Below are 25,147 nucleotides of genomic sequence, written 5' to 3' on the forward strand. Positions count from 1 at the left end.
CCGACAGCATCCCGTTGTCGACTACCTTCAAGGAGCCCCCTGGTGTCTGAGTCCGCCCGATCCGTCTCCGGCGTCACGTATACGCCTGCCGAAGCCGGCTATTTCGAGAAACGCTCCCTCAAGCGCACCGCCGGATTCTGGGGCATCTGGGGGATCGGGATCGCCGCGGTCATCTCCGGAGACTTCTCCGGCTGGAACTTCGGCCTGGCCTCCGCCGGCTTCGGCGGCATGCTGATTGCCTTCGTGCTCGTGGTGGTGATGTACTTCACGATGCTGTTCTCGATCGGGGAGATGTCCGCCGCCATGCCGCACACCGGCGGCGCGTACTCCTTCGCCCGCGCGGCCATGGGCCCGTGGGGCGGGTTCATCACCGGACTGGCCGAGACCATCGAGTACGTGGCCACGACGGCCGTGATCGTGTACTTCTCCGCGGCCTACGCCAACGGCATCACCTCCGTGTTGTTCGGCTTCGAACTGCCGGGCTGGTTGTGGTGGGTGATCCTGTACGCAGTGTTCATCCTGCTGAACATGGCCGGGGCATCCGTCTCCTTCGCCTTCGCCCTGGTGGTGGCCGTGATCTCGATCGCGATCCTGGCCGTCTTCGCGGTCCTGGCCGTTGTCTCCGGCCAGTGGAGCGTCGCCAACCTGTTCGACATCGTCCCGGATGCCGGCCAGACCGAGTTCCTCCCGCACGGCGTGCTTCCCATCCTGTTCGCGCTGCCGTTCGCGATGTGGTTCTTCCTGGGCATCGAGGAACTGCCGCTGGTGGCGGAGGAAGCGCACAACCCGACCAAGGACATCCCGCGGGCCGGCATCACGGGCATGATCACGCTCGTGGTCTGCGGCGCCGCCGTGCTCGTGCTCAACCCCGGTATCAACGGCTCCGAGGCACTCGGCGTCTCCGGCGAACCCCTCCTCGACGGGTTCCGGGCGATCCTGCCCGACGGCCTCGCCGCCGTGCTCAGCGCCTTCGCGCTGATCGGCCTGCTCGCGTCGCTGCAGGGAATCATGTTCGCTTACGGCCGCAACATGTACTCGCTGAGCCGGGCCGGCTACTACCCCAAGTTCCTCTCGCTCACCGGCAAGCGGCAGACGCCGTGGGTGGCGCTGCTGGTCGGTGCCGTCATCGGCTTCCTGGCGCTCGCCGTGGTCGACCTGACCGGTGGAGCGACCGGCTCGGGTGGCGCGATCGTGCTGAACATCGCCGTCTGGGGTGCGGTGCTCGCGTACGTGCTGCAGATGGCGTCCTTCATCATCCTGCGCCGGGTGTTCCCCAACGCCAAGCGGCCCTACCTGAGCCCCACCGGGGTGCCCGGTGCCGTCGTCGCCGGCATCATCGCCCTGGCGATCTTCCTGGGCTTCCTGCTCAACGAAGCCTTCCGCCCGGCCATCGTGGCGATCGCCGTGGTCTACGTGGTGGGCCTGGTGTTGTTCGCGGTGTTCGGCCGCAGCCGCCTGGTGCTCTCGCCCGAAGAGGAATACGCGCTGTCCGGCGGCATGCACGGCGACCCGCAGGCCGAGGGGTACGACGCCATGGAGAAGGACGTCTTCCCCAGCGCCTAGCTCCCTCCGCCGGACCGGGCCGCCGCCCGGTCCGGGAGCTCCAGCGGAACAGGGTGGGACGGGTCGGCGGTTCGGCTGCGATTTCTTGCTTCGGCCGGGCCGCCGGCGGCGCTTCGCTGCGCACAACAAATGAAATGTGCGGGTCTGGGGCCGGGCGTTGGCCTCGCGATAGAGTGAACCGGTCATGAGCCACAAGCTCTTCACCGACGGCAATGGAGCCAGCGTGCACACCACCAGCAGCATGTCCGCAAACACCGAAACGAATCGCGAATTGACCATAGACAGCACCACCACCACGGGGGATCTCAGCGCCGACATCCCCGCCGCCACCCCTGGCTTCCGCATCGAGCGTGACTCGCTCGGCCGCGTCGAGGTCCCCGCCGAGGCGTATTGGGGTGTGCACACCAAGCGGGCCCTGGAGAATTTCCCCATCGCCAAGCGGCCGATCTCGGTGTACCCCGATTTCGTCGTCGCCCTGGCCTCCGTGAAGCAGGCCTGCGCCCGCGCCAACGCCGAGGTGGGCGCCCTGTCCCGGGAACGGGCCGACTGGATCGACGCCGCCTGCCAGGAGATCATCGAGGGCAAGCACCATGACCAGTTCGTGGTGGGCGTCATGCAGGGCGGCGCCGGCACCTCCACGAACATGAACGCCAACGAGGTCATTTGCAACCTGGCGCTGGAGAACGCCGGTTACGGCCGGGGGCGCTACGACGTCCTCAGCCCGATCGACCACGTCAACCGCAGCCAGTCCACCAACGACACCTACCCCACCGCGATCAAGGTCGCCCTGGCGTTCTTCCTCAAGCACCTGCTCCGCGAGCTCAAGGCCCTGCAGGGTTCATTCTCGGTCAAGGCCGACGAGTTCTCCCAGATCCTCAAGGTGGGCCGCACCCAGATGCAGGACGCCGTGCCGATGACCCTCGGCCAGGAATTCCACGGCTTCGCCACCACGCTCGGCGAGGACTACGACCGGCTCACCGAGACGATCTGGCTGCTCGCCGAGGTCAACCTGGGCGCCACCGCGATCGGCACCGGCATCACGGCCGATCCCGGCTACGCGGCCGCGGCCATCCGCCACCTCAACCTGATCACCGGCCTCAAACTGGAGGCGGCCCCCGACCTGATCGAGTCCACCAGCGACGCCGGCAGTTTCATGTCGTTCAGCGGCAACCTCAAGCGCAGCGCCATCAAGCTGTCGAAGATCTGCAACGACCTGCGACTGCTCTCCTCCGGTCCGCAGGCCGGCTTCGGCGAGATCAACCTGCCGCCGCGACAGGCCGGCTCGAGCATCATGCCCGGCAAGGTCAACCCGGTGATCCCCGAGGTCGTGAACCAGGTGGCGTTCGCCGTCGCCGGGGCGGATGTGACGGTGACGATGGCCGCCGAGGGCGGGCAGCTGCAGCTGAACGCGTTCGAACCCGTCATCGCGCACTACCTGTTCCAGAGCCTGACCTGGATGACCCAGGCGATGTGGACCCTGCGGGTGAACTGCATCGACGGCATCACCGCCAACGAGGAACGGCTCGCCGCGATGGTCGGGTCCAGCGTGGGCGTGATCACCGCGCTGATCCCGCACATCGGCTATGCGGCCGCGGCCGCGCTCGCCCAGACGGCGCTGCTCACCGGCCGCAACGTGGCCGACCTCGTGGTCGAAGCGCGCCTGATGACTAGGGACGACGTGATGCGCGAGCTCGAGCCCGCCCGGCTGTCCGGCATGCTCCTGGACACCGGCACCTCCTCCATCCCGATCATCGAGTAACCACAGCCCCGTGGCGCGCGGGCCGCGCGCCACGGGGGCGGCGGGGCTACTCTGGTGCCGTGTCCCTGCGTGTGAGGCAGCACAACCGCCGGCAGGAGACGGTTCAGCGGGACCGTCTCGCGGCCCTGGATGCTGCCCTGCCCGACCTCGACTGGACGGTCCTGCCGCCCGGCACCGAGACGTTCACATTCCACGCGCCCAGCGGCGACCTGGCCGCGACGGCACTCGGCCGGCCCGGCGACCCGCGGGTGCTGCTGGTGCCCGGAGCGACCGGCTCGAAGGAGGACTTCGTGCTGCTCGCGCCGCTGCTCGCCGACGCCGGCTACCGGGTGGAAAGCTTCGACCTGGCGGGCCAGTACCAGTCAGCGGCGGCCGGACCGCGCCCGGGCGACCGGTACGGCTACGAGCTGTTCGTGGCCGACCTCATCGCGGTGCTGGACTCGGGGGAGTACCCGGTGCACGTGTTGGGGTACTCGTTCGCCGGGCTGGTCGCGGAACTGGCCCTGTCCCGCCGGCCGGAGCTGTTCGCCTCGCTCACCCTGCTGACCACCCCGCCGCAGCCCGGCCAGACGTTCCGGGGCGTGCGGTGGCTCGGCCCGGTCAGCGGCCTGGTGCCGTCGCACACGATCGCGTCCCTGATGATCTGGGGCATCGTCACCAACCGCAACCACACCCGGCCGGGCCGCCTGGCGCTCGCCCGCGAGAGGTTCGACTTCACCAGCCGTTCGAGCATCGATCAGATCATGGCCCTGATGAAGCACACCCCGGATGCGCGCGGTGCGCTGGCCCGGAGCCCGGTGCCCGTGCTCATCGCCGTCGGTGACCGCGACCTGTGGAAGGTGCGGCTGCACCGCCGGTTCGCCGACCGGATCGGCGCCGAACTGCAGATCTACCCGGCCGGGCACAGCCCGTGCGAGACCACCCCGCACCAGCTGGCCCGGGACATGCTCGCGCTCTACGCCCGCGGGCGCTGAGACCGCCGGGAGTCAGCGGCCTCGCCCGGCGTTCCGGCGGATGCGCCAGGGCGAGTACTCTGGCCAGCCGGAGAAGAGGGTGCGCCCGGCCCAGCGGATCCGGCGGCCGAGCCCGCGCGGGGTTTCGAACGGGCGGGCGGAGATCGCGACCCGCAAGGTGCGGTCGAGGGTGACGGGCTGGTCCCCGGCCAGGTGCATGCTGAAATCCAGGTCGTCGTGCACGTCGGCGCTGCCGCGGCGAACCCGGGTGCGGTTGGCGCTCCAGACGTGCCGCCGCATGGCGAAGTTGGACCCGAACAGCGGGTAGTGGCCGAGCCACAGCCCCATCCAGACGAAGTAGCCGCCGATGTACACCCGGCCGCCGAACCAGGCGGTGACGGGGCCGCAGTTGTAGAAGTCGCCGGGACCGGTGTACACGGCGGTGTCGGGGTGGGCCGTGAACCGGGCGTCGATCCGTTCCAGCCAGTCCACCGGCGGCACCGAATCGGCGTCGAGCCTGGCGATCACGTCCCCGGTGGCCGCGTCGTAGCCGGCGGATGCGGCGGGCCAGATGCCGCGCACCGGCTCGGCGATCAGGCGAACGCCGGCCGCTCGTGCGACCGCAGCCGTGGCATCCGTGCTCGCGTTGTCGACGACGATGATCTCGTCGGCCGGGCGGCGTTGCTGGGACAGGGCACGGAGGCAGGTGCTCAGGAACTCGGCGTCGTTGTAGACCGGGATGACGACCGAAACGGTGATGGGCGGGTGGAGCGGGGGCGGGTCAGATTTCACGGCAATGGGTCGTGAGCAGGCCGATGCGGTCGATGGAGACGGTGACCGTGGACCCGTGCTTGAGGAACACCTGCGGCTTGCGGCTGTAGCCGGCGCCGCCGGGGCTGCCGGTGGAGATCAGTGTGCCGGGCATGAGGGTGGAGGTGAGCGAGAGATACGAGATGATCTCGGCCACGGTGCGCACCATGTCGCCGCTTGACGCGTCCTGCAGGATCCGGCCGTCGACGTGGGTGGTCAGCCAGAGGTTCTGCGGGTCGGCGATCTCGTCCGCGGTCACCACGAGCGGACCGGTGGGGGTGAAGCCGTCGAAGGACTTGCAGCGTGACCACTGGGCCTCGGAGAACTGCAGGTCGCGCGCGGTGATGTCGTTCACGACCGTGTAGCCGAAGACATAGTCGAGGGCGTCGCGCACCGACACGTTGCGGGCGGGCCGGCCGATGATGACGCCGAGTTCCGCCTCATAGTCCACCTGCGTGGTGAGGTCGGTGGGCCAGGTGACGATCGATTCGTGTCCGGTGAGGGAGTTCGGCCAGAGCGAGAAGACCGTGGCCGCGGTCTCGCTGCGCAGCTTGAGCTCGGAGGAGTGGGCGGCGTAGTTGGCGCCGATCGCGATGATCTGCGGCGGCCGGAGCACCGCGGAGGAGTGCCGCAGGTCGTCGATCGGGGTGAGGGTGGCGCCGTGGGTCAGCGCGTTCGCGGTGAGCGCCCGCACCCGGTCGTACTCCGGGGCACCCTTTTCGAGGAGGTCCTGCAGGTCGCGGGGGGCGTCGTCGATCACCTCGTCGAGGAACAGCGCCGCGTCGTCCACCACGATGGCTAGACGGGGGGTGGATTGGCCTTCGACTCTGAGATGCGCAAACTTCACCTCCTCAGAGTAACGGCGCGACACCCATCCCGGTGTCATCTGCGGCCCCGGCCGGTCGCGTCACAGGATCCGGCGCAGGACGCGGAGCGCCCGCCGCCCGCCAGAGGTGCATGCCGGCGTAGCTGCGCCATGGCGCCCAACGGGCACCGTGGGCGGCGAGGTCCGCGGCCTTCGGCGGCAGTCCCATCCGCTCGGCCCCCTGCCGCAACGCGAGGTCGCTGGTGAGCAGGATGTCGGGACTGCCGAGCACCCGCATGGCCACGTACCCGGCCGTCCACGGGCCGATCCCGGGCAGGGCGGTGAGCCGGGCCTGCAGGTCGTCGCGTGATTCGCCGACGTCGAGCTGGAGGTCGCCGGTCGCGAGGGCCTCGGCCACACCCACGATGGCGGTGATGCGCGCGGCCGGCCCGCGCAGCACGTCGCGGCCGTGTTCGGCGATGCGGGCGGCGGTGGGGAAGAGTAGGAGCGGTGCGTCGTCGGGGTCGCCGCCGCTGCCGGGGATCGGCTCGCCGAGGGCCCTGCTGAGCCGGCCGAGGGCGGTGCGGGCGGACGCCACCGACACCTGCTGGCCGAGCAGGGCCCGGAACAGCGTCTCCTCCGGGTCGAGGCTGCCCGGCACCCGGATTCCCGGGGTGCGGCGCACCGAGTCGGCCAGTGCCGGGTCGTCGGCCAGTGCACGGTCGATGGCCTGGGCATCCGCATCGAGGTCGAACAAACGGCGGACCCGGCTGACCAGGGGAGCCAGGTCGGCGAGGCTGTCCAACCGGGCCACACAGGCGACCATGGGGGCGGCGGGGGTGCCGGCCAGGGACAGGTGCAGGCGCGCGGAGCCGTGCGGGAGGCGCAGCGTGCGTTCGTAACCGTCCGGGCCGTACGATTCCACCCCGGCCACCGCGCGCACGCCGAGGAACTCCAACAGGCCGGCACCGTCGAACGGCGCTCGGGCGGGCAGCAGCAGGCGGATGCCCGAGCCCGGCGCCAGATCGGCGGCCGCGGTGCCGCCACGCCGGGCAGCGCGCAGGGCGGAGGGGGTGCGTTCGTACACCGCCGTGATGGTGTCGTTGAACTGCCGGACACTGCCGAAGCCGGCCGCGAACGCGACGTCGGTGATGGACAGGTCGGTGCTGGTGAGCAGCACCCGCGCGGTTTGCGCGCGGTGCGCCCTGGCCAGGGCGAGGGGTCCGGCGCCGACCTCGGCGACGAGCACCCTGGTCAGGTGTCGGGGGGTGTAGCCGAGTCGCCGGGCCAGGCCGGGCACGCCCTCGCGTTCGAGGGTGCCGTCGCCGATCAGCCGCATCGCCCTGGCGGCCAGGTCGTCGCGGATGTTCCAGGCCGGCGAGCCCGGCACGGCGTCGGGCAGGCAGCGCTTGCAGGCCCGCAGCCCCGCCTCATGCGCGGCCGCGGCCGTGAGGTAGAACGACACGTTCGCGGGCTTGGGCGTCGTCGCCGGGCAGCTGGGCCGGCAGTAGATGCCGGTGGAGTGCACACCGGTGATGAACTGCCCGTCGAACCGGGCATCCCGCGACGACATCGCCCGGTAGCGTTCGGCGAAGACGGGGTCGTCGACGCTGCCCCTGGCGGAGGCGCCGGCGGGGGAGGTGCTCGCGGGGGAGGTCTGCCGGGGAAGGGCGGTCGCTGCTGTCACCCGTCCAGCCTGACAGGTTCACCCCGCTGCCGGTAGCGGAAATCGGACACCGCCGTCCCGGCGGCGACGGGGGCCCCAACGGGCGCAGCAACGGGGGCCTGCGGCACGGGTTCCGTCCCCCTAAACTGACGGGCATGACCCTCGACCCGACGGGCCGGCCCAACGCCGTCCCCACGCAGGATGCGCCCATTCAGAGCCCGGTCTGGAGTGCGCCGGTCCGGCGTGCCAAGACCAGCACCGTCGTGTGGGCCAGCGTCGGGATCGTGATCGGCGCACTCGCCGTGATCCTGGTGCTCGTCTACCTGGCCTCGTTCCTCGGGGCGGCCGCCCTGGGGGTCTGCCTGGTGCTGGCACTCGTGCCGTTGACCCTGGTGATCCTGGCCGTGCGCTGGGTCGACCGCTGGGAGCCGGAACCGCGGCCGGCCCTGTGGTTCGCATTCCTGTGGGGCGCGGGCGTATCCATCGTCACGGCCCTCGTCTTCGACCTCGGAGTGCAGATCGTCGCGGCCACCAGCGGTGCCGCCCGCCCCGCCGGTGAATTCATGTCCGCCGTCGTGCAGGCGCCGCTGGTGGAAGAGGGCGCAAAGGGCTTCGGCCTGTTGCTGCTGTTCTGGGTCATCCGCGGCCAGTTCAACGGTCCGATCGACGGCGTGGTCTACGCGGCCATGATCGCGGCCGGCTTCGCCTTCTCGGAGAACATCCAGTACTTCGGGATCGCCATGCTCGAGGGCGGCCTCGGCACCCTCGGCGTCACCTTCCTGCTGCGCGGTGTGCTGTCGCCATTCGCGCACGTGCTGTTCACGGCCTGCACCGGATTCGCCCTCGGCCTCGCCGCGCGGCGCGCCCACGGGTCCGGTTACATCGGCACCGTGCTGATCGGGTTCGTCGCGGCCGTGCTGCTGCACGCCCTGTGGAACGGCGCCTTCTTCTTCCTCACCACGGATGAGTCCCTGATCGGCTACTACTTCCTCGTCCAGTTCCCGATGTTCCTCGGCGCCATCCTCACCATGGTGTGGCTGCGCCGCCACGAGGAGAAACTGACCGTGCACCGGCTCGGCGACTACGCGGCGGTGGGCTGGTTCACCCCGGCCGAGGTGGAGATGCTCGCCACCACCCGCGGTCGCCGCCAGGCCCGCGCCTGGGCCCATGGCCAGCCGGCGCCGCGCCGGCTGGCGATGAACCGCTTCATCGTGGATGCGACCCGGCTCGCTTCCGTGCGTCATCGCCTGGTGAGCGGGCACACCCGACCCGCGCGCGGCGGCGCCCCTGGGCCCACGCCGGACCAGGTCGAAGAGGCCCGGCTGCTGGGACTGTTGATGGCGGACCGGGCCGAGGTGCTCGGCTGAGGAAACTCGCTTAACGAGAAAACTCGCCGCCCGGTGGTGTGGCAATGCCGACAACTCTCCCGGAGCGGCGAGTTTCTATGGGTTAAGGATGCACCTTGGGTCTTCGTTCGCGCAAGGGGGAATTTCGGGGTAGGCACCGCGGCCCGGAATCCGGTTGGATGGAGTCATGACTGATCTGAACAGCAAGCCAGAACTCGACTTCCCGGAGGGCCCCGCGCCCGAACAGCTCGACATCGTTGACATCGTGGTGGGCGACGGCGCAGAGGCCACCGCCGGCGCCACCGTCGACGTGCACTACCTCGGTGTCGAGTACGACACCGGAGAGGAATTCGACTCCTCCTGGAACCGGGGCCAGTCGATCAACTTCCCCCTCGGCTCCCTCATCGCCGGTTGGCAGCAGGGCATCCCCGGCATGAAGGTCGGCGGCCGCCGCAAGCTCACCGTTCCAGCGCACCTGGCCTACGGCCCCGCCGGCTCGGGTCACCGCCTCTCCGGCAAGACCCTGATCTTCGTGATCGACCTGCTCGGCGTCAGCTAAACGAACCATCCTCGACAGGGCCCGCTCAAACGAGCGGGCCCTTTCTCGCGTTCACGGTGCAGCGCGGTGATAATGGGGCATGATCACAACCGACTGTGCCCGTGCCCTGCAGCAGGCCGGATTGCGCTGGCGACCGGCGTCCGGGGATTCCTTCCGGATCGAACGGCCCGGTTTCGACTCCGAGGTCTTCACGGTCAGCGAGATGACCATCGAGGCGCACGAATTCGACACCGGCACGATCCTCGGCTTCAACGGCACCACCGAGTGGGCGTTGGACTCCCTCGCCCTGGAGGACGCCCTATGGCTGCCCAGGGAGGATCAGCTCCGCTCGCTCCTGCGCGGCACGTTCCGTTCGTTGCACCGACAGGGTGACGAGCGGTACCGAGTGAGCGTGCACCTGGCCGGGGCCGACGAGTCGTTCGAGGCGGCGACCGCCGAGGACGCCTACGCGACCGCCGTGCTCATGCTCATCGGCCGCTCTGGCGCGAGCCTGGCTGCGGGGCCCGGTACCGCTCCGGAGTGATGTCCGCTGCGGAGTGATCGCGCGTATCGGCTCGTACCGCTTCGGCTAGTACCTCTCCGGCTCGGGTTCGAGCTCGAACCGCCGGCCGGTGATCTCGGTGGGGGTGATCTCCACCCAGATGTACTTGAGGGTGGGGACGAGCGGGCGCAGCGGCAGGGCATTGGCGGCGTCGATCTCGGCCTGGGTGTCCAGAATGCGGGCGATCCCCTTGACGACGACGCTCCAGGCATCCGCGCGGCCGATGTCATCGGTCTCCAGGGCGACCTTGTTGTTCACCGTCAGCGCGAGGAGTTTGGTGCCCTCCGCAGTGCGGAACAGCAGCCGCTGGTCCGCCGCGACGAAGTTGAGCGGAAAGATCTCGATGTCGTCGGCGACGCTCGCCGCGAGGCGCCCGAAACTCGAGGAGAGCAACAGCTCCCAGCATTCGTCGGCGCCCAGAATGCGGACCGGATCAGGGTCGTTGATGTCCATGCCCTCATGTTCCCACTTTGCGGCCCACTCGGCGACTACAGGCGAGTGGGCCGCGGCGTGTTGGTCGCCGGGCGCGGTGGGGTCAGGGCCTGCGGGTGGGGTTCCGGTCGGCAGCGGAGCCGCTGCGGCGGCGGATCAGCACGACGGCGAGGAGGACCCCGCCGGCCAGGAGGGCGCCGGCGGCGATCAGGAACACCGGCAGCGCATCCATGCCGGTCTCAGCCAGCGCGCCGGCCTGCCCGGTGCCGCCGGCGGGGATCAGCGGACTCGCGACGATGGTCGCCGCGGGGGTGGGCGTCGACGTGGGGATCGCCGGCACGACCGGGCTGGCGGCCTGGGTGGGGGCGGACGTCGGGGTGCTCGACGGTGTCGGTGTGGTGGACGGAACGGGCGTGGCGGAGGCGCTGGGGGTCGGCGCCGACGCGGTGGGCGTCGGAGTCGAGGTCGGCGTCGGCGTCGCCGTCGCGGTGGCGGACGGTGTGGGTACCGGCGTGTTGGTGGGGGTCGACGTCGGGGTGGTTGTCGGCGTGGGCACGGGGGTGGCGGTCGACGTCGGGGTCGGGATCACGGTGCCGGCCGGCAGCAGGCGGTGGGTGAGGGACGCGGTGCAGGTGACGAGGGAGCCGGGTGCGGTGACGTTGCCGTTGTTGCACTGGGTGATCGAGACGGGCAGCGCGGTGCTCTGGGTCGACGGTCGCACGACGCAGGTGACCCGGCGGGTGTCGCCACCACCGTTGGCGGCGCCGTTGCACTGCGTGATGGTGGCGTTCGTCGTGGACTGCACCGGGGTGCAATCCAGGGTGGGCTGGGTTCCGCCGCCGGCGCCCGACCCGACGCACTGGTTCACCGTCGCTGGGGTGAGCGTGGTGTCGCCGATGATGTTGTTGACTACCGTCACACGGCAGGTGACGGTGGCGCCGCCGCCCTGGCCGGCGGCGTTGCACTGGTCGATTTCCGTGGTGGCGGTGGGGAAGCTGACCGGGAGGGTCGTGCAGAGGAGCTCAGTGTTGGCGGCTCCGGTGCACGAACGGGCGACGACGACCGAGCTGGAGAGGCCGGTGGCCACGTCAAGGTAGTTCTCGATGGTGACCTCGCACTCCACGGCCTGGCCGCCGGCGTTCTGGATCCCGTTGCACTGCTCGGCAACGCCGGCGACGACCGCGGCGGATGCCGGTGCCTGCGTGGTTCCGAGCATCGCGGCGGCGGCAACGACGAGTCCGAACGTGACGGCCAGGCCGCGACGCAGGAGAGAGGTCGAGGCTGTCGTGCGGCGAGATCCCGGGATGGGGCCGTGGTCGGTAGTCGTGAAATCAAGTGAACGTGCCGTAGCCATCAGTGGCCCCCCTCGCGAGAGGGTCAAGCAACCCCCAGAAGGGTCACGTTAGCAGGTGCAGCGGCGCCGCTTTACAACGGAACGGTGACGGCGGCCTTGCCCCACAGTCTCGAGGTTGCCAGGTCCGCGCCGGCGACGAGCGAATCCAGCTTCGCCCAGGCGATTTGCGGGTGAATCCGGCCGCCAAGGCCGCAGTCGGTGGAGGCGATCACGTTGTCGCGTCCGACGACGCTTGCGAAGCGTTCGATGCGGTCGGCGACGAGTTCGGGGTGCTCGACGACGTTGGTGGCGTGGCCGATCACGCCGGGCACGATGGTCTTGCCGGCCGGGAGCGTGGCGTCTTCCCAGATGCGCCATTCGTGTTCGTGGCGGGCGTTGGCGCCCTCGAAGGAGTACGACCCGGCGTTGATCTCGAGCATGGCGTCGACGAGATAGCGGAATTCGAGGTCGGTCGTGTGCGGTCCGTGCCAGCTGCCCCAACAGAGGTGGAAGCGGATCTGCTCCTCGGGGAGGCCCCTGAGGGCGTGGTTGAGGGCTTCGACCCGGATGCGGGTGAAGGCCAGGTAGTCCTCGACGGTGGGGGCGGGGTTGATCTGGTCCCAATTCTCGGCGATCGACGGGTCGTCGATCTGCAAGATCAGGCCGGCGTCGATCACGGCCCGGTATTCTTCGCGGAGCGCGTCGGCCATCGCCCAGACGAATTCCTCTTCGGTGGCGTAGAACTCATTGCCGATCCGCGAGGCGCTGCCGGGGGAGAGCGCGGTGATGAAGCCCTGCTCCACGCCGGCCGCCGCGAGACCGGTCTTCAGGTGGGCGATGTCGGAGGCGATCGCGGCCTGGCCGGTGTACGCCACCGGGCCGGTGGCGGTGGGGAAGGCCGGGGCCCGGTCGCCAACGGAGATACCGCTCTTGGGGTCACCATAGGCGTCGGCGAACCGGGTCCAGTCGCGGCGGTCGGGGAAGGTGGTCAGCTTCACGTTCCCGGGGCTGGAGTGCACCGGGGACCCGGCGAACGGGCCGCCGGGAACCAGCTCAAGGCCGCTCAGGCGCTGGAAGGAGTACGACCACCAGGCGCCGTAGTCCACGGCGCTCGACATGGCCTTGCCGAACTCGCCGTCACCGGGCAGGGTGATGCCGGTGTCCTTCTGCCGCTGCACCAGGTCCACGACCGCACCCTCGAGCAGCGGCTGGAATCCGTCCGGGCTGTCGAGCGTGAGGCCGTCAGCGGCCGCCGCCAGACGGGCATCGTTGGCGGAGAGCAGAGCGTCGGTGCGGGGCAGGCTGCCGGCGTGCGTGGTGGGGATGCGGTTCGCGGAGGTCATCCCGTCAGTATCCCAAGCGGCGTGAGGCAGGCACTGGAATGTTACGACCCTGCGTAACGGGTGTGCTTCAGCGTTCGCTGGCGGCGCGGACCCGGTCGATGAGGTCCTTCCACGGGCCGTGCACCTGCGGTTCGGCAAGCACCACCTCGTGCGGGGCGCAGCGGATCCGGTAGACGAAGCGATCTGCTGCCGGGGTGGTGTCTTCGGCCTCGTCCCAGGGCAACTCCTGCAGGAATTGCATCCACGCTGCCGCATCCGGTTGCTCGTCGACTTGCACATCCCAGGTCACCCGGAGCCCAGCGATGCCCCCGCTGCGTGAGACGACGACCTTCATGGCCCCATGCTACGTCTGGTCAGGCCCCGATCGGGGATGTCGGGATGATCGGCAGTGCCTTCCCAGTCAGTCCCCGATCGGGCGCCGGGTCAGGAGGCGGCCCGCAGCGGGCCCAGGGTGAGCCCGACGCCGTCCCAGCCCGTGCGCACGGCCTCGTGCTCGAGGGAGCCCCGGCCGTAACGGTTGATGGCCGCCGTTTCCGTGGCGCGGGCGAACACGGCGAAGGTCGCGTTGGCGGTGAGGTCCGCCCCGGTGAGGGTGTCGTACCAGATCTGGCCCGGCGCTTCCCAGGCGTTGCCGCCGATGGCGTCGGCGACCAGATAGAACGCCCGGTTGGGGATGCCCGAATTGAGGTGGACTCCACCGTTGTCGTCCTCGGTCTCGATGTAGCCGTCCATTGAGTCCGGCTGCGGGTCGGTGCCGAGAACGTCGTCGTCGTAGGCGGTGCCCGGCGCCTTCATCGAGCGCAGCGCTTGGCCCTGCACCTCCTCGGTGAACAGGCCCGCGCCGATCAGCCAGCTCGCCGAGGCGGTGTCCTGGCCCGCCGCGTACTGTTCGACGAGGGCGCCGAACACGTCGGACACCGACTCGTTCAGGGCGCCGGACTGGTCGCGGTAGGCCAGGTTGGCGCTGTACTGGGTGACGCCGTGGGTGAGTTCATGCGCGATCACGCTCAGCGAGATCGTGAACCGGTTGAACACCTCGCCGTCACCGTCGCCGAACACCATGCGCTCGCCGTCCCAGAACGCGTTGTCGTAGGCCTGGCCGTAGTGCACGCTCGCGTCCAGCGGCAGGCCGCGGCCGTCGATGGAGTCGCGCTGGTAGCGGCTCCAGAACAGGTCGTGGGTGTCGCCGAGGCCGTTGTAGGCCTCGTTCACGGCGATGTCAGCGACCGGGGGCTGCCCCTCGGTGCGGACGATGCGGCCGGGAAGCGACTGCAGGTGGAGGGCGTCGCTGATGGTGCGCCGGGTGACGCCGGCAACGGCGGGGGCAGCCGCAGGCGGGGGCACGGTGGCGCGGCGTTCGGTCGCGCGCAGGCTGCGGATCGGGTCGTCCACTCGCAGGGACCGCCGGGCGGCCTCGGCCGCGGTGAGGAAGCGCGGGTCGTCGACGGTGGCGAGGCGGGCCAGCAGGTACGGCGGCACGATGCCGCAGCGCACCGGTCCGGCGGCCGGGCCGTTTCCGGGGAAGCGGTTGTCGGCGTGTTGGTGGGACTGCAGGTGGGGTTGCAGCGGGAAGGTTCCGCGCGGGCGGCCGGGGAACGGGACGGGGCTCTGGGTGTGGTCTGTGCCTGTCATGCGGAGAGTCTGCCAGCACCGACCGACATTCGCATCCAGGCGTTTTGGGGACGCGTCACAGCGCCGACCAGCCGCCGTCGGAGGCCAGCACGATGCCGGTGACGTTCGCGGAGTCGGTGCTGGCGAGCCAGGTGATGGCGGCGGCGAGCTGGTCGGCCGTCGCGACCGGCGGCAGCACATGCTGGAACACCGGGCCGAGCACCGAACCGGCCAGCGCCGACAGCATCGGCGCTTCGATGTTCGTCTGCACGCCACCGGGGGCGACGGCATTGCAGCGGATGTGCTGCGCCGAGTACATCACCGAGGTGTTGCGAGTGAGGCCGACCACGGCGTGTTTTGAGGCGGTGTAGGCGACGCCCGCCGCGCCGCCGCGCAGGCCGGCCTCCGACGTGACGTTGACGATGGACCCGCCGCCGCCGGACACCATGATGGGCAGGGCCGCGCGGATCAGGCGCATCATGCCGGTCACGTTGATACCGAAGACCCGCTCCCAGGTGGCGTCATCGACCTCGCCGGCGGGCAGGAAGCCGTCCATGATGCCCGCCACGTTCGCGACGACGTCGATGCGGCCGTGCGCCGCGGCGACCAGCCGGGTGGTGGTGTCCTCCCGGCTGATGTCGCCGTCGACGGTGACGATGTCGAGGTCACCGTACTGGTCGACCAGCTCCTGCAGCCGGGCGGGCACCACATCGCCGGCGATCACGCGCGCGCCCTCCCTGGCCAGCCGCACGGCGGTCGCCTTGCCGATGCCGGAACCGGCCCCGGTGACGATCGCGGTCTGGCCGGCGAACCGGTCCGGGGTCACGGTTGTGTTCATCAGATGCTCCCTTGCTGGCTGACGAGTGTGCCGGGGCGCGCCTGCGGGGCGCGGACGCACCATTCATAGCACCGTCCGGCCGCGCCGGCGCGGGCGGGCCGGATGCGGCGTCGGCGCCGGTTTGTAGACTGCGGGTATGCGCTACGGAATCGTGATCCTGCCCCAGTTCGAGTGGCCGGAGGCCCGTCGCAGGTGGCAGGCGGCCGAGGAATACGGGTTCGACCACGCCTGGACCTACGACCACCTCTCCTGGCGCAGCCTGGCCGACCAGCCGTGGCACGCCACGATTCCCACGCTGGCCGCCGCCGCGGCGGTCACCGACCGGATCCGGCTCGGCACCTTCGTCGCCTCACCGAATTTCCGGCATCCGGTGCCGTTCGCCAAGGAGATCGCCACCGTGGACGAAATCTCGGGCGGGCGGTTCACCCTCGGGGTGGGCTCCGGCGGCACGGGCTTCGACGCGTTCGTGCTCGGCCAGCCCGGCTACACGCCCCGCCAACGGCACGAGCGGTTCGCCGAGTTCGTCAGCGACCTCGACCTGCTGCTGCGCCACGAGGAGCCCGGCGCCGGCGGGTTCAGCTTCACCGGCGACTGGTTCACCGCGGTGGATGCCCGCATGGTGGGCCGGCCCGCCCAGCCTCCGCGGGTTCCGTTCGTGATCGCCGCCAACGGGCCGAAGGGCCTGAAGCTCGTCTCCGAGCACGCCGCCGGCTGGGTGACCACCGGTGCCGACGGGGCCGTGGGTGAGGAATGGTGGAGCGCGGTTTCCGCCCTGGCGGGCCGGCTCGATGACACCCTGGCCGCGACGGACCGTGAGCCGGCGACGCTCGACCGGTACCTCTCGCTCGATAGTGGCGGCGCGTACTCGCTGCAGAGCATCGGCGCCTTCGACGACGCCGTCGGCCGGGCCGCCGAACTGGGCTTCACCGACGTGATCAGCCACTGGCCCCGCCCCGACGGCATCTACGCCGGAGCGGAGTCCGTCCTCGACGAGGTGGCCGCCCGCCTGTCCTAAGCAGCCGGGCACCCGCCGCTGCCGGGGCCGACTTGCCGCGAAGTGCCCCTTCAGGGCGATTGAAGGGGGTGTTTGCGGCAAGTCGTGGGGGCGGATGCGCGGGGCAGCTCGGCTAGACGTCGACGCGGTAGCCGCGCTTGATGACGGTGGCGATCAGGGCCGGCACCGGCAGAGCCTGGCGCAGCCGGCTGATGGCCACATCCACGGCGTGGTCGTCCTGGATCTCGGGCAGCGCCTTGGTGAGGTCGGCCCGGGAGAGCACCGACCCCCTGGCGGCGAGCAGGGCGCGCAGCAGCGTGAGCGACGTCGGCGGCAGCAGGGCGGATGCCCCGGCGACCCGCACCTGACGGCCGCGCAATTCCACCAGCCCGTGCTGGCTGTCCAGGCGCAGCACCCGCTCGTCGGCGAGGTAATCGCAGACCAGCTTGATCAGGGCGCCCATCCGGAACCGCTCCGGCACGATCGGCGTGATGCCCGCCGCCACCAGTGGGGCGGCCGTGACGTGACCGACCGCGGCGGCCACCACCGGGCCGCGCAGGGCCTCCTGCAGCGCGTCGAGCTTGCCGACGCCGTCGGCGGCACCGAACAGGGCCTCCACTGCGGGCGCGCTGGTGAACGTGACGGCGTCCAGCGAACCGGAACAGACGGCGTCGATGAGCTTGAGCACCCGGCTCGAATCTTCGGGCAGCAGCCACCGGTACGGCGCGACGGTGAGCACCGTCGCGCCGGCGTCCCGGAGACGTTCGATCTGGGACTCGTCGGTGAAACCGTGCAACTGCACGGCCACGGTCAGCCCGGTCGCGCCGTCCTGGAGCACCTTGTCCACGAGCGAGCGGGTCGTCTCCTCGTCGCTCATGCCCGAGTCGTCCAGGTTCGCCGCCCGGATGGCGCCGCGCGCCTTGGGCCCGCGCACCAGGATGCGGCTGTGCTCGAGGGTGGTGGTGAGGTCGTGGCCGAGCCCCGCCGCATCCGCCGCCTCGAACCAGCGGCGCACGCCGTAGGAGGTGGTGGCCAGCAGCACGTCGGGCCGGCCCGCGATGATCGCTGCGGTGTCCGCGGTGATCTGCGCGTCGTCTGCGGCGGCGGCGATGCGGATGGCGGGGGCGTGCAGAACGTCTGCGCCGCGTCGTTCGAACGCGGCGATGAGGTCTTCACTTCTGCGGTCGGAGGTGACCCCGATGCGGAAGCCCTCGAGCTGGTCCGGTCGGAAGCCGGGCAGCCCCGCTTCGATTCCGATGTCGTTAACGGTGTCTCCGATTGTCTGGGGGCAGGGTCGTCCGGGCAGGTTACCTCTGGCCTGAGAGTGTAGCGGCGTTTGCGAGCACCGCGACGGCCGCGGCGTCGTCGCATTGCGCCAGGCGCACGACCTCGCCGATCACGAGCACCGCGGGCGAGCGTGCGCCCACCTCGCCGGCGACCCTCACCACGGTGTCGATGTCGGCCACCGTGGTGCGCTGCTGGGCGGAGAAGCCGCGTTCGATGATGGCGATGGGCATGTTCGCGGGCATGCCGTGCCGGGCGAGGCCGCTGGCCAGGTGCGGCAACGTGCCAACGCCCATGAGGACCACGATGGTGCCGCCGAGGCCCACCAGGTGGGCCAGCTCGGTTTCGCTGAGCGGCACGTGGCCGCTGAGCACCGTGAACATCTTCGACACCTCGCGGTGGGTGACGGGGATGCCCGCCAGTGCCGGCACGCTGATGGCGCTGGTGACCCCGGAGATGACGGTGACCGGCACCCCGGCGGCACGGCAGGCGGCCATCTCCTCGCCGCCGCGGCCGAACACGAACGGGTCGCCGCCCTTGAGGCGCACGACGGTCTGGCCGCTGAGGGCGCTGGCGACCAGCATCCGCTCGATCTCGACCTGGGGAACCGCGTGGTGGCCGGGCAGCTTGCCCACGTTCACCTGTTCGGCGCCGGGCGCCCACTCGTCGAGCCGGTCGTGCGGGCCGAGCCGGTCGTAGTAGACGATGTCGGCGCCGCGGAGCGCGGTGAGCGCGGCGACGGTGAGCAGGTCGTTCTCGCCGGGGCCACCGCCGACGAGGGTGACGCGGCCGGGCCGGGACACCGGCGCGGCCGCTTCGCGCGTGAGCCAGACCGACTTGTCGGTACAGGCGGCGATGAGATGCGGTTCGGCGGATGCCGGCACGTCGACAGCCACGACGAGGTCGACCGCCGAGACGAGGTTGCGCCAGCCGGCCGGTGAGCGCGGCCACTCGACCGGGTGCACGTCGGGGTTGGGCACTTCGTAGGTGTCGGCGGCGACGAAGACGATGGCGCCCGCGGCGAGGTACTTGGCGATCACCCGGCGCGCCGGGCGGCTGCCGCCGACGACGAGCACTCGCCGGCCGGTCACGTCGAGGTTGAGTTCGATGGGACGGTAGGACATGGCCCTATTCTCCGACTTCTGCCGCCGGGGCGGAACGAGAGGTTCCGGCCGGGTCGGCCGGGCGCATCGGAATGCGGGCACCGGACAGCATCACCGAGCCGGTGTGCGCGTCGCCGGTGTCGTCGTCGGACGGTTCGTTGACGCTGACGCCGAAGTACTCGGTCGGCTGCGCGGCCGCGGCGGCCGCGGCGGCCTCGCGCTCGCCGGGCCAGGCCGGGCGCGGCTGGCCGCGCTCGAGGACCTGCACGATGGCCGGGTCGGGCGTGGTGGGCGCGTTCACGAACGAGCGGAACCGGCGCAGCCGCTCCGGGTCCTTGAGGGTCGCCGCCCACTCGTCCTCGTAGCTGCCGACGTGGGCGGCCATGGCCAGTTCCAGTTCGGCGGCCAGGCCGAGGGTGTCGTTCACGACGACGTCGCGCACGTGGTCGAGGCCGCCGGGCAGTTCCTCCTGCCAGCGGGCGGTGCGCTGCAGCCGGTCGCCGGTGCGGATGTAGTACATCAGGTAGCGGTCGATGTAGGCGATCAGGGTGTCGTCGTCGAGGTCCTGGGCGAGCAGCTGCGCGTGCGCGGGCTGGTAGCCGCCGTTGCCGCCCACGTACAGGTTCCAGCCCTGGTCGGTGGCGATGATGCCGATGTCCTTGCCGCGGGCCTCCGCGCATTCGCGGGCGCAGCCGGAGACGCCGAGCTTGAACTTGTGCGGTGACCGCAGGCCCCGGTAACGCAGCTCCAGCTGGATGGCCATGGACACGGCATCCTGCACGCCGAACCGGCACCAGGTGCTGCCGACGCAGCTCTTCACGGTGCGCAAGCTCTTGCCGTAGGCCTGGCCGGATTCGAAGCCGGCGTCGACGAGGATCTTCCAGATCTCGGGCAGCTGCTCAAGCCGGGCACCGAACATGTCGATGCGCTGGCCGCCGGTGATCTTCGTGTACAGCTTGTATTCCTCGGCGACCTCGGCGATCACCTTGAGCTTGGCCGGCGTGATCTCGCCGCCCGGGATGCGCGGCACCACCGAGTAGGTGCCGTCCTTCTGCATGTTGGCCAGCGCGCGGTCGTTGGTGTCCTGCAGGCCGCCGCGGCCGGCATCCAGCACGTAGCCGTTGGTCTGGGTGGCGAGGATCGACGCGATGGTGGGCTTGCAGATGTCGCAGCCGAGGCCGGTGCCGAAGCGTTCCATGATGTCGTCGAACGAGGTGAGCTGCAGGATGCGCACGCTCTCGAACAGTTCGCTGCGGCTGAGAATGATGTGCTCACAGAGGGCCTTGGAGACCTCGATGCCGGCCTTCTTCAGCTCGGTTTCGAGGATCTTCTTGACCAGGGGCACGCAGGAGCCGCACTGCGTGCCGGCGCGGGTGCAGGCCTTCAGCGGGCCGAGTTCGGTGCAGGCCTCGCCGTGGTCGCCGCGGATGGCTTCGCGCACGGCGCCGACGGAGACGTTGTTGCACGAGCAGAGCTGCACGTCGTCGGGCAGGTCGGTGCCCGCGGGCGGTTCGGCGCCGGCGGCGGAGAGGTACGCGCCGGGCTCGGAGGGCAGCTCGCGGCCGAGCAGCGGGCGGAGCGACGTGTACGGGGACGCGTCGCCGACGAAGATGCCGCCGAGCAGGGTCTTGGCGTCGCCGGTGACGACGATCTTTTGGTACAGGCCGCGGGCGGGGTCGGCGTAGACGACTTCGAGGGAGTGTTCGGTGCGTCCGAGGGCGTCGCCGAAGCTGGCCACCTCGACACCGGAGAGCTTGAGCTTGGTGGCGTCGTCGATGCCGGGGAAGAGGGCTTCGCCGCCGTGCAGCCGGTCGGCGGCGACCTCGGCCATGGCGTTGGCCGGGGCGACCAGTCCGACGCAGACGCCGTTGATGCTGGCGACCTCGCCGATGGCCCAGATACCGTCGGCCGAAGTGCGGCAGTCGTCGCCGATGACGATGCCGCCGCGCGGGCCGAGGTCGAGGCCGGCGGCGCGGGCGAGTTCGTCCCGCGGGGTGATGCCGATGGAGAAGACCACGAGGTCGGCGTGCAGCTGGGTGCCGTTGGTGAGGGAGACGCCGAGGACGCGGCCGGTGGGGGAGCGCAGGATCTCGGTGGGACGGGTGCCGAGCGCCAGGATGATGCCCTGCGCGCCGATCAACCGGCCGAGCGCCTGGCCGGCGCCTTCGTCGAGCTGGGCGCTCATCAGCCAGTTGCCCGAGTGCACCAGGGTGGAGGCGGCGCCCAGCCGGGCCAGGCCGCCGGCGGCCTCGAGGCCGAGCAGGCCGCCGCCGACGACGACGACGTTGGCCGGGCGGCCGAGGCGTTCCTTCAGCCGGGCGATCTCGCCGACGAGGAAGTCGACGTCTTCGAGGGTGCGGTAGACGTGGCCGGCCTCGGCGCCGGGAATGGGCGGCACGGTCGCGGCGGAACCGGTGGCGAGGACCAGGTCGTCGTAGTGGACCCGTTCGCCGTCTTCGAGGGTGATGGCCTTGGCCTCGGCGTCGAGGCCGACGACCTTGCTGCCGCCGCGGTAGCTGATCGCCTCGGCGTCCCAGAGGGTGGTGTCGCCGAGGGTGAGGTCTTCGGAGTCGACGAGGCGGCGGGACAGCGCCACCCGGTCGTAGGGCAGGTGCGGCTCCTCGCCGAACACCGTCACGGTGTGGGCAATGATTCCGGCCGCTGTGTGACCGGCCGCTGTGTTGCCGGACGCGGTGGCGCGGGCGGACATGGCTTCGGTGAACCGGTGTGCGGCGGGGCCGCCGCCGATCACCACGACGCGTCGCGGCGTGCCGGAGTGATCCGGGGCGGGGGTGACGTTGTCCATGGGATGGCCTCTCAGTGTGGCGAGCTGTTCCGTCAGCCTAAAAGTCGGCGATTTCCCTACCGTGTCGCCGGAGTAACGGAGTGTGACGGGCGCCTCACGTCCGTTTGGGCGCCCTGAGAGGTCTTCGTTACGCGATCGTCACGGCCTTGCACGGTGGCCGACATGCGGGCTGCTTACCTTGGACACCAGGAACCGCTGGACGGCGGCATCCGCCGCTCGCCACACCACTGGAGGATCCCGTGCAGACAACTTCCCGCTCGCACGACGCCGAAGGCACTCCCACCGACTGGACTGGCGTGTGCGAGTTCGACGGGCTCGAACCGCTCTGGGGCGAGGCCGCGCTGATCGACGGTGTGCAGATCGCCCTCGTGCTGCTGCCGGACGGCAGCCTCTACGCCGTCTCGAACCAGGACCCCGCCACCGGGTCGTTCGTGATGAGCCGCGGCATCGTCGGATCCCGCGGCGCCCGGCCCACCCTCGCCTCCCCGCTGCACAAGCAGGTCTACGACCTCGAAACCGGCGAGTGCTTCACCTCGCCGGAGTACGCCCTGCGCACCTTCCCGGTGCGCATCGACAACGGCATGGTCCAGGTCCAGGTGCGCGAGCAGGTCGAACTCGGCTCGGTGCAGGGCGTCGACGCGGAGTTCGCGGCCGCATGATCACCGTCCCGGTCCGGCCGGCGCCGGTGCGCCGCACGGCGACGGGCCTCGCCCCGGTGCTGCTGGCGACCTCGCACGGCACCAGCGACCCGGCCGGTCAGCGCGCCGTCGTGGCCCTGGTCGACGCCGTGGCTGTCGCGGCGCCGCACCTCACCGTTGTGGGCGGTTACGTCGACGTGCAGAGCCCGGATGTGCCCACCTGCCTGACCGCGATCGCCGCCTCCAGCGACGTCGACACCGCCACCGCCGCCGCAGACCCTGTCGGCTCCGACCTCGTCATCTCGAGCGACCTGGCCGGCAGGCCAGTGGTGATCGTGCCGCTGCTGCTCTCGGCCGGTTACCACGTGCGCGTCGACCTGGCCGAGGCGGCCGCCGAGGCCAGCCAGCCCGTGCGGGTCACCGGGGCGCTCGGCCCCGACCTGCGCCTGGCCCGCGTGCTCGCCGGCCGGCTGCACGAGATCGGCCTCAGGCCGGACGACACCGTGGTGCTCGCCGCGGCGGGCTCCACCGACGCCAACGCCGTCGCCGACTGCCACACCGTGGGCGACCAACTCGCCGCAGTGCTCGGCCGTGCCGTCACCGTCGGTTTCATTTCCGCCGCCCAGCCCCGCCTGGCCGACGCCGTGGTCGCGGCCCGCGCCGGGGCATCCGGTCGGGTGGTGGTGGCCACCTACCTGCTGGCGCCCGGCTACTTCGCCGGCCTGGCCGCCGACTGCGGTGCGGATGCCGTCAGCTCCCCGCTGCTGGTGGACGGCGTGGCTCCGCCGCAGGAGCTCGTCGACGTGGTCGTCGACCTCTATACCTCCGCCGCCCGGCTCGAGCAGGCGCTCGCCGGCCTGCCCTGGTCGTTCAGCACCCGTTCCTAGCCCCATTCCCCGGCTCGTCCGCCCCGCGCTGTGCATAACTCCTGCAATTTCCCGGATCCGGCTGCAGTTTTGCGGGCTGACCGGGCTGGCCGAGAATCCAGCAGGAGTTATGCCGACGCGACGGTCGTTTGGGGTGTCCGGTGACCGGTCGGGTTGGTCGCCGCGCTCATGTGTCCGACATGTAACAGCGGCCTATCACCGGCACCCGCCGGGGGTGAGAACACGGTGATCAAAAGGTAACTGGGCCAGCGAACCACCGAAACACCGGCTGCGTAGCGTCGAAGACACGCAAGCCAGCGCATCACTCGGCACCACATTCTTGAGGAGAACCTGATGTCCCAGACGACCAGCGCACCACCAGCCCCGCTCTCCGCGACCTCCCCTCCCGCAGCGTCCGCTGAACTGGTGCACCGGCCGGGCCGGTGGATCGACAACTGGAACGCCGAGAACCCCCAGCAGTGGGCCGGTGGCGGCAAGGCCATCGCCTCCCGCAACCTCAAGTGGTCGATCTTCGCCGAATTCCTCGGCTTCGTGATCTGGCAGCTCTGGAGCATCGTGGTGGTGCAGCTGCCCAACGCCGGCTTCACCTTCGACACCGGCCAGATCTTCTGGCTGATCTCCATCCCCACCCTCGTCGGTGCCACCATGCGGTTCCCGTACACCTTCCTGGTGCCCAAGTTCGGCGGCCGCAACTGGACCATCATCTCCGCCGGGATGCTCCTCATCCCCTCGATCGGGCTGGGCATCGCGGTCGGAAACCCGGACACCCCGTTCCCGGTGATGCTGCTCATCGCAGCGCTCGCCGGTCTCGGCGGCGGCAACTTCGCCTCCTCGATGTCGAACATCACCTACTTCTACCCGCAGAGCCAGAAGGGCTACGCGCTCGGCCTGAACGCCGCCGGCGGCAACCTCGGTGCGGCCGTCGCGCAGCTCGTCGTGCCCATCGTCATCACCCTCGGCGCCCTCGGCACGCTCAACCTGCCGCTGGCCGGATTCTTCTGGGTGCCGTTCATCCTGCTCGCCATGTTCGGGGCCTGGAAGTACATGGACAACCTCTCCAGCGCCAAGGCCGACTTCGCCGGCTCGATCGCGGCGGTGAAGGAACCGCACCTGTGGATCATGGCGTTCCTCTACATCGGCACCTTTGGTTCGTTCATCGGCTTCGCCAGCGTCTTCCCCAAGCTCATCGCCGACCAGTTCCCCGACTTCTCCACCTTCCACGTCGTCTCGGCGTCGCTGTCGCTCGCCTTCCTCGGCGCCCTCACCGGCTCCCTGGCCCGCCCGTTCGGCGGCCGCCTGGCCGACCGGTTCGGCGGCGCCCTGGTCACCGTCGTCGCGTTCGGCGTGATGGCGTGCGGTGCGGTACTGGTGAACCTGGTGCTGCCGCTGGGCAACTTCTGGCTGTTCCTGGTCACGTTCCTGCTCATCTTCGTCGCCACCGGCGTCGGCAACGGCTCCACCTACCGCATGATCCCCAGCGTGTTCGCCGCCAAGAGCGGGGTCGCGGATGCCCACAAGAACTCCGGCGACGTCGGCACGCAGCGCAAGACCGCGGCGGCCCTCGGCCTCATCTCCGCGATCGGCGCCTACGGCGGATTCGTCATCCCGCAGGTGCTCGGTTTCTCGAAGACCACCACGGGCGACTACTCCAGCGCCATCTACGCCTTCGCCGGCGCCTATGTCGTGATGATGGCCGTCACCGCGTTCGTCTACCTCCGCCGCAACTCCTCGGTGGCCGGCCACCGCATCTAGCTCCACCCCGCTCGCCACCGCCTCGCCGGTCGAGCTTGTCGTGACCCTCACCGGATCTCGACAAGCTCGATCAGCGGGTCTGCTTCGACAGGCTCAGTACAAGTCGACAAGCTCGACCAGCGAT

Annotated in this window: 22 protein-coding genes; 10 read left to right on the forward strand and 12 right to left on the reverse strand. The window is 70.5% G+C overall.

Annotated elements, in window-relative coordinates; genetic code table 11:
• Nucleotides 1-42 precede the first annotated feature (42 nt).
• The 3 genes from ACU5E9_RS19305 to ACU5E9_RS19315 all read left to right on the forward strand — a co-directional run bounded on the left by ACU5E9_RS19305 (nucleotide 43) and on the right by ACU5E9_RS19315 (nucleotide 4,296).
• Entirely contained in the window at nucleotides 43-1,563 is a 1,521-nt protein-coding gene (locus ACU5E9_RS19305) for an amino acid permease (protein WP_456811498.1), read from the forward strand.
• 184 nt (nucleotides 1,564-1,747) lie between these two features.
• Nucleotides 1,748-3,322 carry an aspartate ammonia-lyase gene (locus ACU5E9_RS19310; protein ID WP_456811499.1) on the forward strand — a complete coding sequence of 525 codons (1,575 nt, stop codon included), beginning with the start codon at nucleotides 1,748-1,750 and terminating at the stop codon, nucleotides 3,320-3,322.
• Between the two features lie 59 nt (nucleotides 3,323-3,381).
• On the forward strand, nucleotides 3,382-4,296 hold the full coding sequence (locus ACU5E9_RS19315) for an alpha/beta fold hydrolase (protein ID WP_456811500.1): 915 nt from the start codon (nucleotides 3,382-3,384) through the stop codon (nucleotides 4,294-4,296).
• A gap of 12 nt (nucleotides 4,297-4,308) precedes the next feature.
• Here ACU5E9_RS19315 and ACU5E9_RS19320 read toward each other — a convergent pair whose 3' ends face one another.
• Genes ACU5E9_RS19320 through ACU5E9_RS19330 form a run of 3 tightly spaced genes read right to left on the reverse strand, consistent with a single transcriptional unit; the run spans nucleotide 4,309 to nucleotide 7,577 of the window.
• Nucleotides 4,309-5,067, reverse strand: a complete 759-nt coding sequence (locus ACU5E9_RS19320) for a glycosyltransferase family 2 protein (RefSeq protein WP_456811501.1) — start codon at nucleotides 5,065-5,067, stop codon at nucleotides 4,309-4,311.
• Entirely contained in the window at nucleotides 5,057-5,932 is an 876-nt protein-coding gene (locus ACU5E9_RS19325) for a fumarylacetoacetate hydrolase family protein (RefSeq protein ID WP_456811502.1), read from the reverse strand. Before ACU5E9_RS19325 ends, ACU5E9_RS19320 begins: the two co-directional genes overlap by 11 nt.
• A gap of 4 nt (nucleotides 5,933-5,936) precedes the next feature.
• Nucleotides 5,937-7,577: an AlkA N-terminal domain-containing protein gene (locus tag ACU5E9_RS19330; protein ID WP_456811503.1), complete on the reverse strand. Its 1,641-nt coding sequence runs from the start codon at nucleotides 7,575-7,577 to the stop codon at nucleotides 5,937-5,939.
• A 134-nt stretch (nucleotides 7,578-7,711) separates the two neighbouring features.
• On the opposite strand from ACU5E9_RS19330, the gene ACU5E9_RS19335 reads away from it, so the two are divergent.
• From ACU5E9_RS19335 to ACU5E9_RS19345, 3 genes are all read left to right on the forward strand, one after another.
• On the forward strand, nucleotides 7,712-8,923 hold the full coding sequence (locus tag ACU5E9_RS19335) for a PrsW family intramembrane metalloprotease (RefSeq protein WP_456811504.1): 1,212 nt from the start codon (nucleotides 7,712-7,714) through the stop codon (nucleotides 8,921-8,923).
• A gap of 166 nt (nucleotides 8,924-9,089) precedes the next feature.
• The gene (locus ACU5E9_RS19340; RefSeq protein ID WP_441648260.1) at nucleotides 9,090-9,461 is read left to right on the forward strand and encodes an FKBP-type peptidyl-prolyl cis-trans isomerase; all 372 of its coding nucleotides are present in this window, start codon (nucleotides 9,090-9,092) and stop codon (nucleotides 9,459-9,461) included.
• A 79-nt stretch (nucleotides 9,462-9,540) separates the two neighbouring features.
• On the forward strand, nucleotides 9,541-9,984 hold the full coding sequence (locus tag ACU5E9_RS19345) for a hypothetical protein (protein ID WP_456811505.1): 444 nt from the start codon (nucleotides 9,541-9,543) through the stop codon (nucleotides 9,982-9,984).
• A 45-nt stretch (nucleotides 9,985-10,029) separates the two neighbouring features.
• Here ACU5E9_RS19345 and ACU5E9_RS19350 read toward each other — a convergent pair whose 3' ends face one another.
• From ACU5E9_RS19350 to ACU5E9_RS19375, 6 genes are all read right to left on the reverse strand, one after another.
• Entirely contained in the window at nucleotides 10,030-10,455 is a 426-nt protein-coding gene (locus ACU5E9_RS19350) for a pyridoxamine 5'-phosphate oxidase family protein (protein ID WP_456811506.1), read from the reverse strand.
• Nucleotides 10,456-10,537: 82 nt separating this feature from the next.
• Nucleotides 10,538-11,788: a hypothetical protein gene (locus ACU5E9_RS19355; RefSeq protein ID WP_456811507.1), complete on the reverse strand. Its 1,251-nt coding sequence runs from the start codon at nucleotides 11,786-11,788 to the stop codon at nucleotides 10,538-10,540.
• Between the two features lie 71 nt (nucleotides 11,789-11,859).
• Nucleotides 11,860-13,110, reverse strand: a complete 1,251-nt coding sequence (locus ACU5E9_RS19360; RefSeq protein ID WP_456811508.1) for a cobalamin-independent methionine synthase II family protein — start codon at nucleotides 13,108-13,110, stop codon at nucleotides 11,860-11,862.
• A 67-nt stretch (nucleotides 13,111-13,177) separates the two neighbouring features.
• On the reverse strand, nucleotides 13,178-13,444 hold the full coding sequence (locus tag ACU5E9_RS19365) for a protealysin inhibitor emfourin (RefSeq protein WP_456811509.1): 267 nt from the start codon (nucleotides 13,442-13,444) through the stop codon (nucleotides 13,178-13,180).
• A gap of 89 nt (nucleotides 13,445-13,533) precedes the next feature.
• A complete protein-coding gene (locus tag ACU5E9_RS19370) occupies nucleotides 13,534-14,742 on the reverse strand; it encodes a M4 family metallopeptidase (RefSeq protein WP_456811510.1) in 1,209 nt (402 codons plus the stop codon).
• 55 nt (nucleotides 14,743-14,797) lie between these two features.
• The gene (locus ACU5E9_RS19375) at nucleotides 14,798-15,559 is read right to left on the reverse strand and encodes an SDR family NAD(P)-dependent oxidoreductase (RefSeq protein ID WP_456811511.1); all 762 of its coding nucleotides are present in this window, start codon (nucleotides 15,557-15,559) and stop codon (nucleotides 14,798-14,800) included.
• Between the two features lie 136 nt (nucleotides 15,560-15,695).
• On the opposite strand from ACU5E9_RS19375, the gene ACU5E9_RS19380 reads away from it, so the two are divergent.
• Entirely contained in the window at nucleotides 15,696-16,574 is an 879-nt protein-coding gene (locus ACU5E9_RS19380; protein WP_456811512.1) for an LLM class flavin-dependent oxidoreductase, read from the forward strand.
• Nucleotides 16,575-16,686: 112 nt separating this feature from the next.
• Here ACU5E9_RS19380 and ACU5E9_RS19385 read toward each other — a convergent pair whose 3' ends face one another.
• From ACU5E9_RS19385 to nirB, 3 genes are read right to left on the reverse strand one after another with little or no spacing between them, the layout of a single operon-like run.
• The gene (locus tag ACU5E9_RS19385) at nucleotides 16,687-17,859 is read right to left on the reverse strand and encodes a uroporphyrinogen-III synthase (protein ID WP_456813584.1); all 1,173 of its coding nucleotides are present in this window, start codon (nucleotides 17,857-17,859) and stop codon (nucleotides 16,687-16,689) included.
• 1 nt (nucleotide 17,860) lies between these two features.
• Nucleotides 17,861-18,946 (reverse strand): uroporphyrinogen-III C-methyltransferase, encoded by a 1,086-nt coding sequence (cobA, locus tag ACU5E9_RS19390; protein ID WP_456813585.1) that lies wholly within the window; start codon nucleotides 18,944-18,946, stop codon nucleotides 17,861-17,863.
• A gap of 19 nt (nucleotides 18,947-18,965) precedes the next feature.
• The gene (gene nirB, locus ACU5E9_RS19395) at nucleotides 18,966-21,746 is read right to left on the reverse strand and encodes a nitrite reductase large subunit NirB (protein WP_456811513.1); all 2,781 of its coding nucleotides are present in this window, start codon (nucleotides 21,744-21,746) and stop codon (nucleotides 18,966-18,968) included.
• A gap of 239 nt (nucleotides 21,747-21,985) precedes the next feature.
• On the opposite strand from nirB, the gene nirD reads away from it, so the two are divergent.
• From nirD to ACU5E9_RS19410, 3 genes are all read left to right on the forward strand, one after another.
• Nucleotides 21,986-22,405: a nitrite reductase small subunit NirD gene (gene nirD / locus ACU5E9_RS19400; RefSeq protein ID WP_456811514.1), complete on the forward strand. Its 420-nt coding sequence runs from the start codon at nucleotides 21,986-21,988 to the stop codon at nucleotides 22,403-22,405.
• A complete protein-coding gene (locus ACU5E9_RS19405) occupies nucleotides 22,402-23,271 on the forward strand; it encodes a sirohydrochlorin chelatase (RefSeq protein ID WP_456811515.1) in 870 nt (289 codons plus the stop codon). Before nirD ends, ACU5E9_RS19405 begins: the two co-directional genes overlap by 4 nt.
• 333 nt (nucleotides 23,272-23,604) lie before the next feature.
• Nucleotides 23,605-25,023: an MFS transporter gene (locus ACU5E9_RS19410; RefSeq protein WP_456811516.1), complete on the forward strand. Its 1,419-nt coding sequence runs from the start codon at nucleotides 23,605-23,607 to the stop codon at nucleotides 25,021-25,023.
• Nucleotides 25,024-25,147 lie beyond the last annotated feature (124 nt).

The sequence above is a fragment of the Cryobacterium sp. AP23 genome, assembly GCF_054075385.1.

What these genes read in the sequence shown, in the direction of transcription:
- ACU5E9_RS19350 (WP_456811506.1), bottom strand. Translation starts at nt 10,455, where the DNA reads ATGGACATCAACGACCCTGATCCGGTCCGCATTCTGGGCGCCGACGAA.
- ACU5E9_RS19345 (WP_456811505.1), top strand. Translation starts at nt 9,541, where the DNA reads ATGATCACAACCGACTGTGCCCGTGCCCTGCAGCAGGCCGGATTGCGC.
- ACU5E9_RS19380 (WP_456811512.1), top strand. Translation starts at nt 15,696, where the DNA reads ATGCGCTACGGAATCGTGATCCTGCCCCAGTTCGAGTGGCCGGAGGCC.
- ACU5E9_RS19340 (WP_441648260.1), top strand. Translation starts at nt 9,090, where the DNA reads ATGACTGATCTGAACAGCAAGCCAGAACTCGACTTCCCGGAGGGCCCC.
- ACU5E9_RS19375 (WP_456811511.1), bottom strand. Translation starts at nt 15,559, where the DNA reads ATGAACACAACCGTGACCCCGGACCGGTTCGCCGGCCAGACCGCGATC.
- ACU5E9_RS19355 (WP_456811507.1), bottom strand. Translation starts at nt 11,788, where the DNA reads ATGGCTACGGCACGTTCACTTGATTTCACGACTACCGACCACGGCCCC.
- ACU5E9_RS19360 (WP_456811508.1), bottom strand. Translation starts at nt 13,110, where the DNA reads ATGACCTCCGCGAACCGCATCCCCACCACGCACGCCGGCAGCCTGCCC.
- ACU5E9_RS19370 (WP_456811510.1), bottom strand. Translation starts at nt 14,742, where the DNA reads ATGACAGGCACAGACCACACCCAGAGCCCCGTCCCGTTCCCCGGCCGC.
- ACU5E9_RS19310 (WP_456811499.1), top strand. Translation starts at nt 1,748, where the DNA reads ATGAGCCACAAGCTCTTCACCGACGGCAATGGAGCCAGCGTGCACACC.
- nirB (WP_456811513.1), bottom strand. Translation starts at nt 21,746, where the DNA reads ATGGACAACGTCACCCCCGCCCCGGATCACTCCGGCACGCCGCGACGC.
- ACU5E9_RS19410 (WP_456811516.1), top strand. Translation starts at nt 23,605, where the DNA reads ATGTCCCAGACGACCAGCGCACCACCAGCCCCGCTCTCCGCGACCTCC.
- ACU5E9_RS19335 (WP_456811504.1), top strand. Translation starts at nt 7,712, where the DNA reads ATGACCCTCGACCCGACGGGCCGGCCCAACGCCGTCCCCACGCAGGAT.
- ACU5E9_RS19365 (WP_456811509.1), bottom strand. Translation starts at nt 13,444, where the DNA reads ATGAAGGTCGTCGTCTCACGCAGCGGGGGCATCGCTGGGCTCCGGGTG.
- ACU5E9_RS19405 (WP_456811515.1), top strand. Translation starts at nt 22,402, where the DNA reads ATGATCACCGTCCCGGTCCGGCCGGCGCCGGTGCGCCGCACGGCGACG.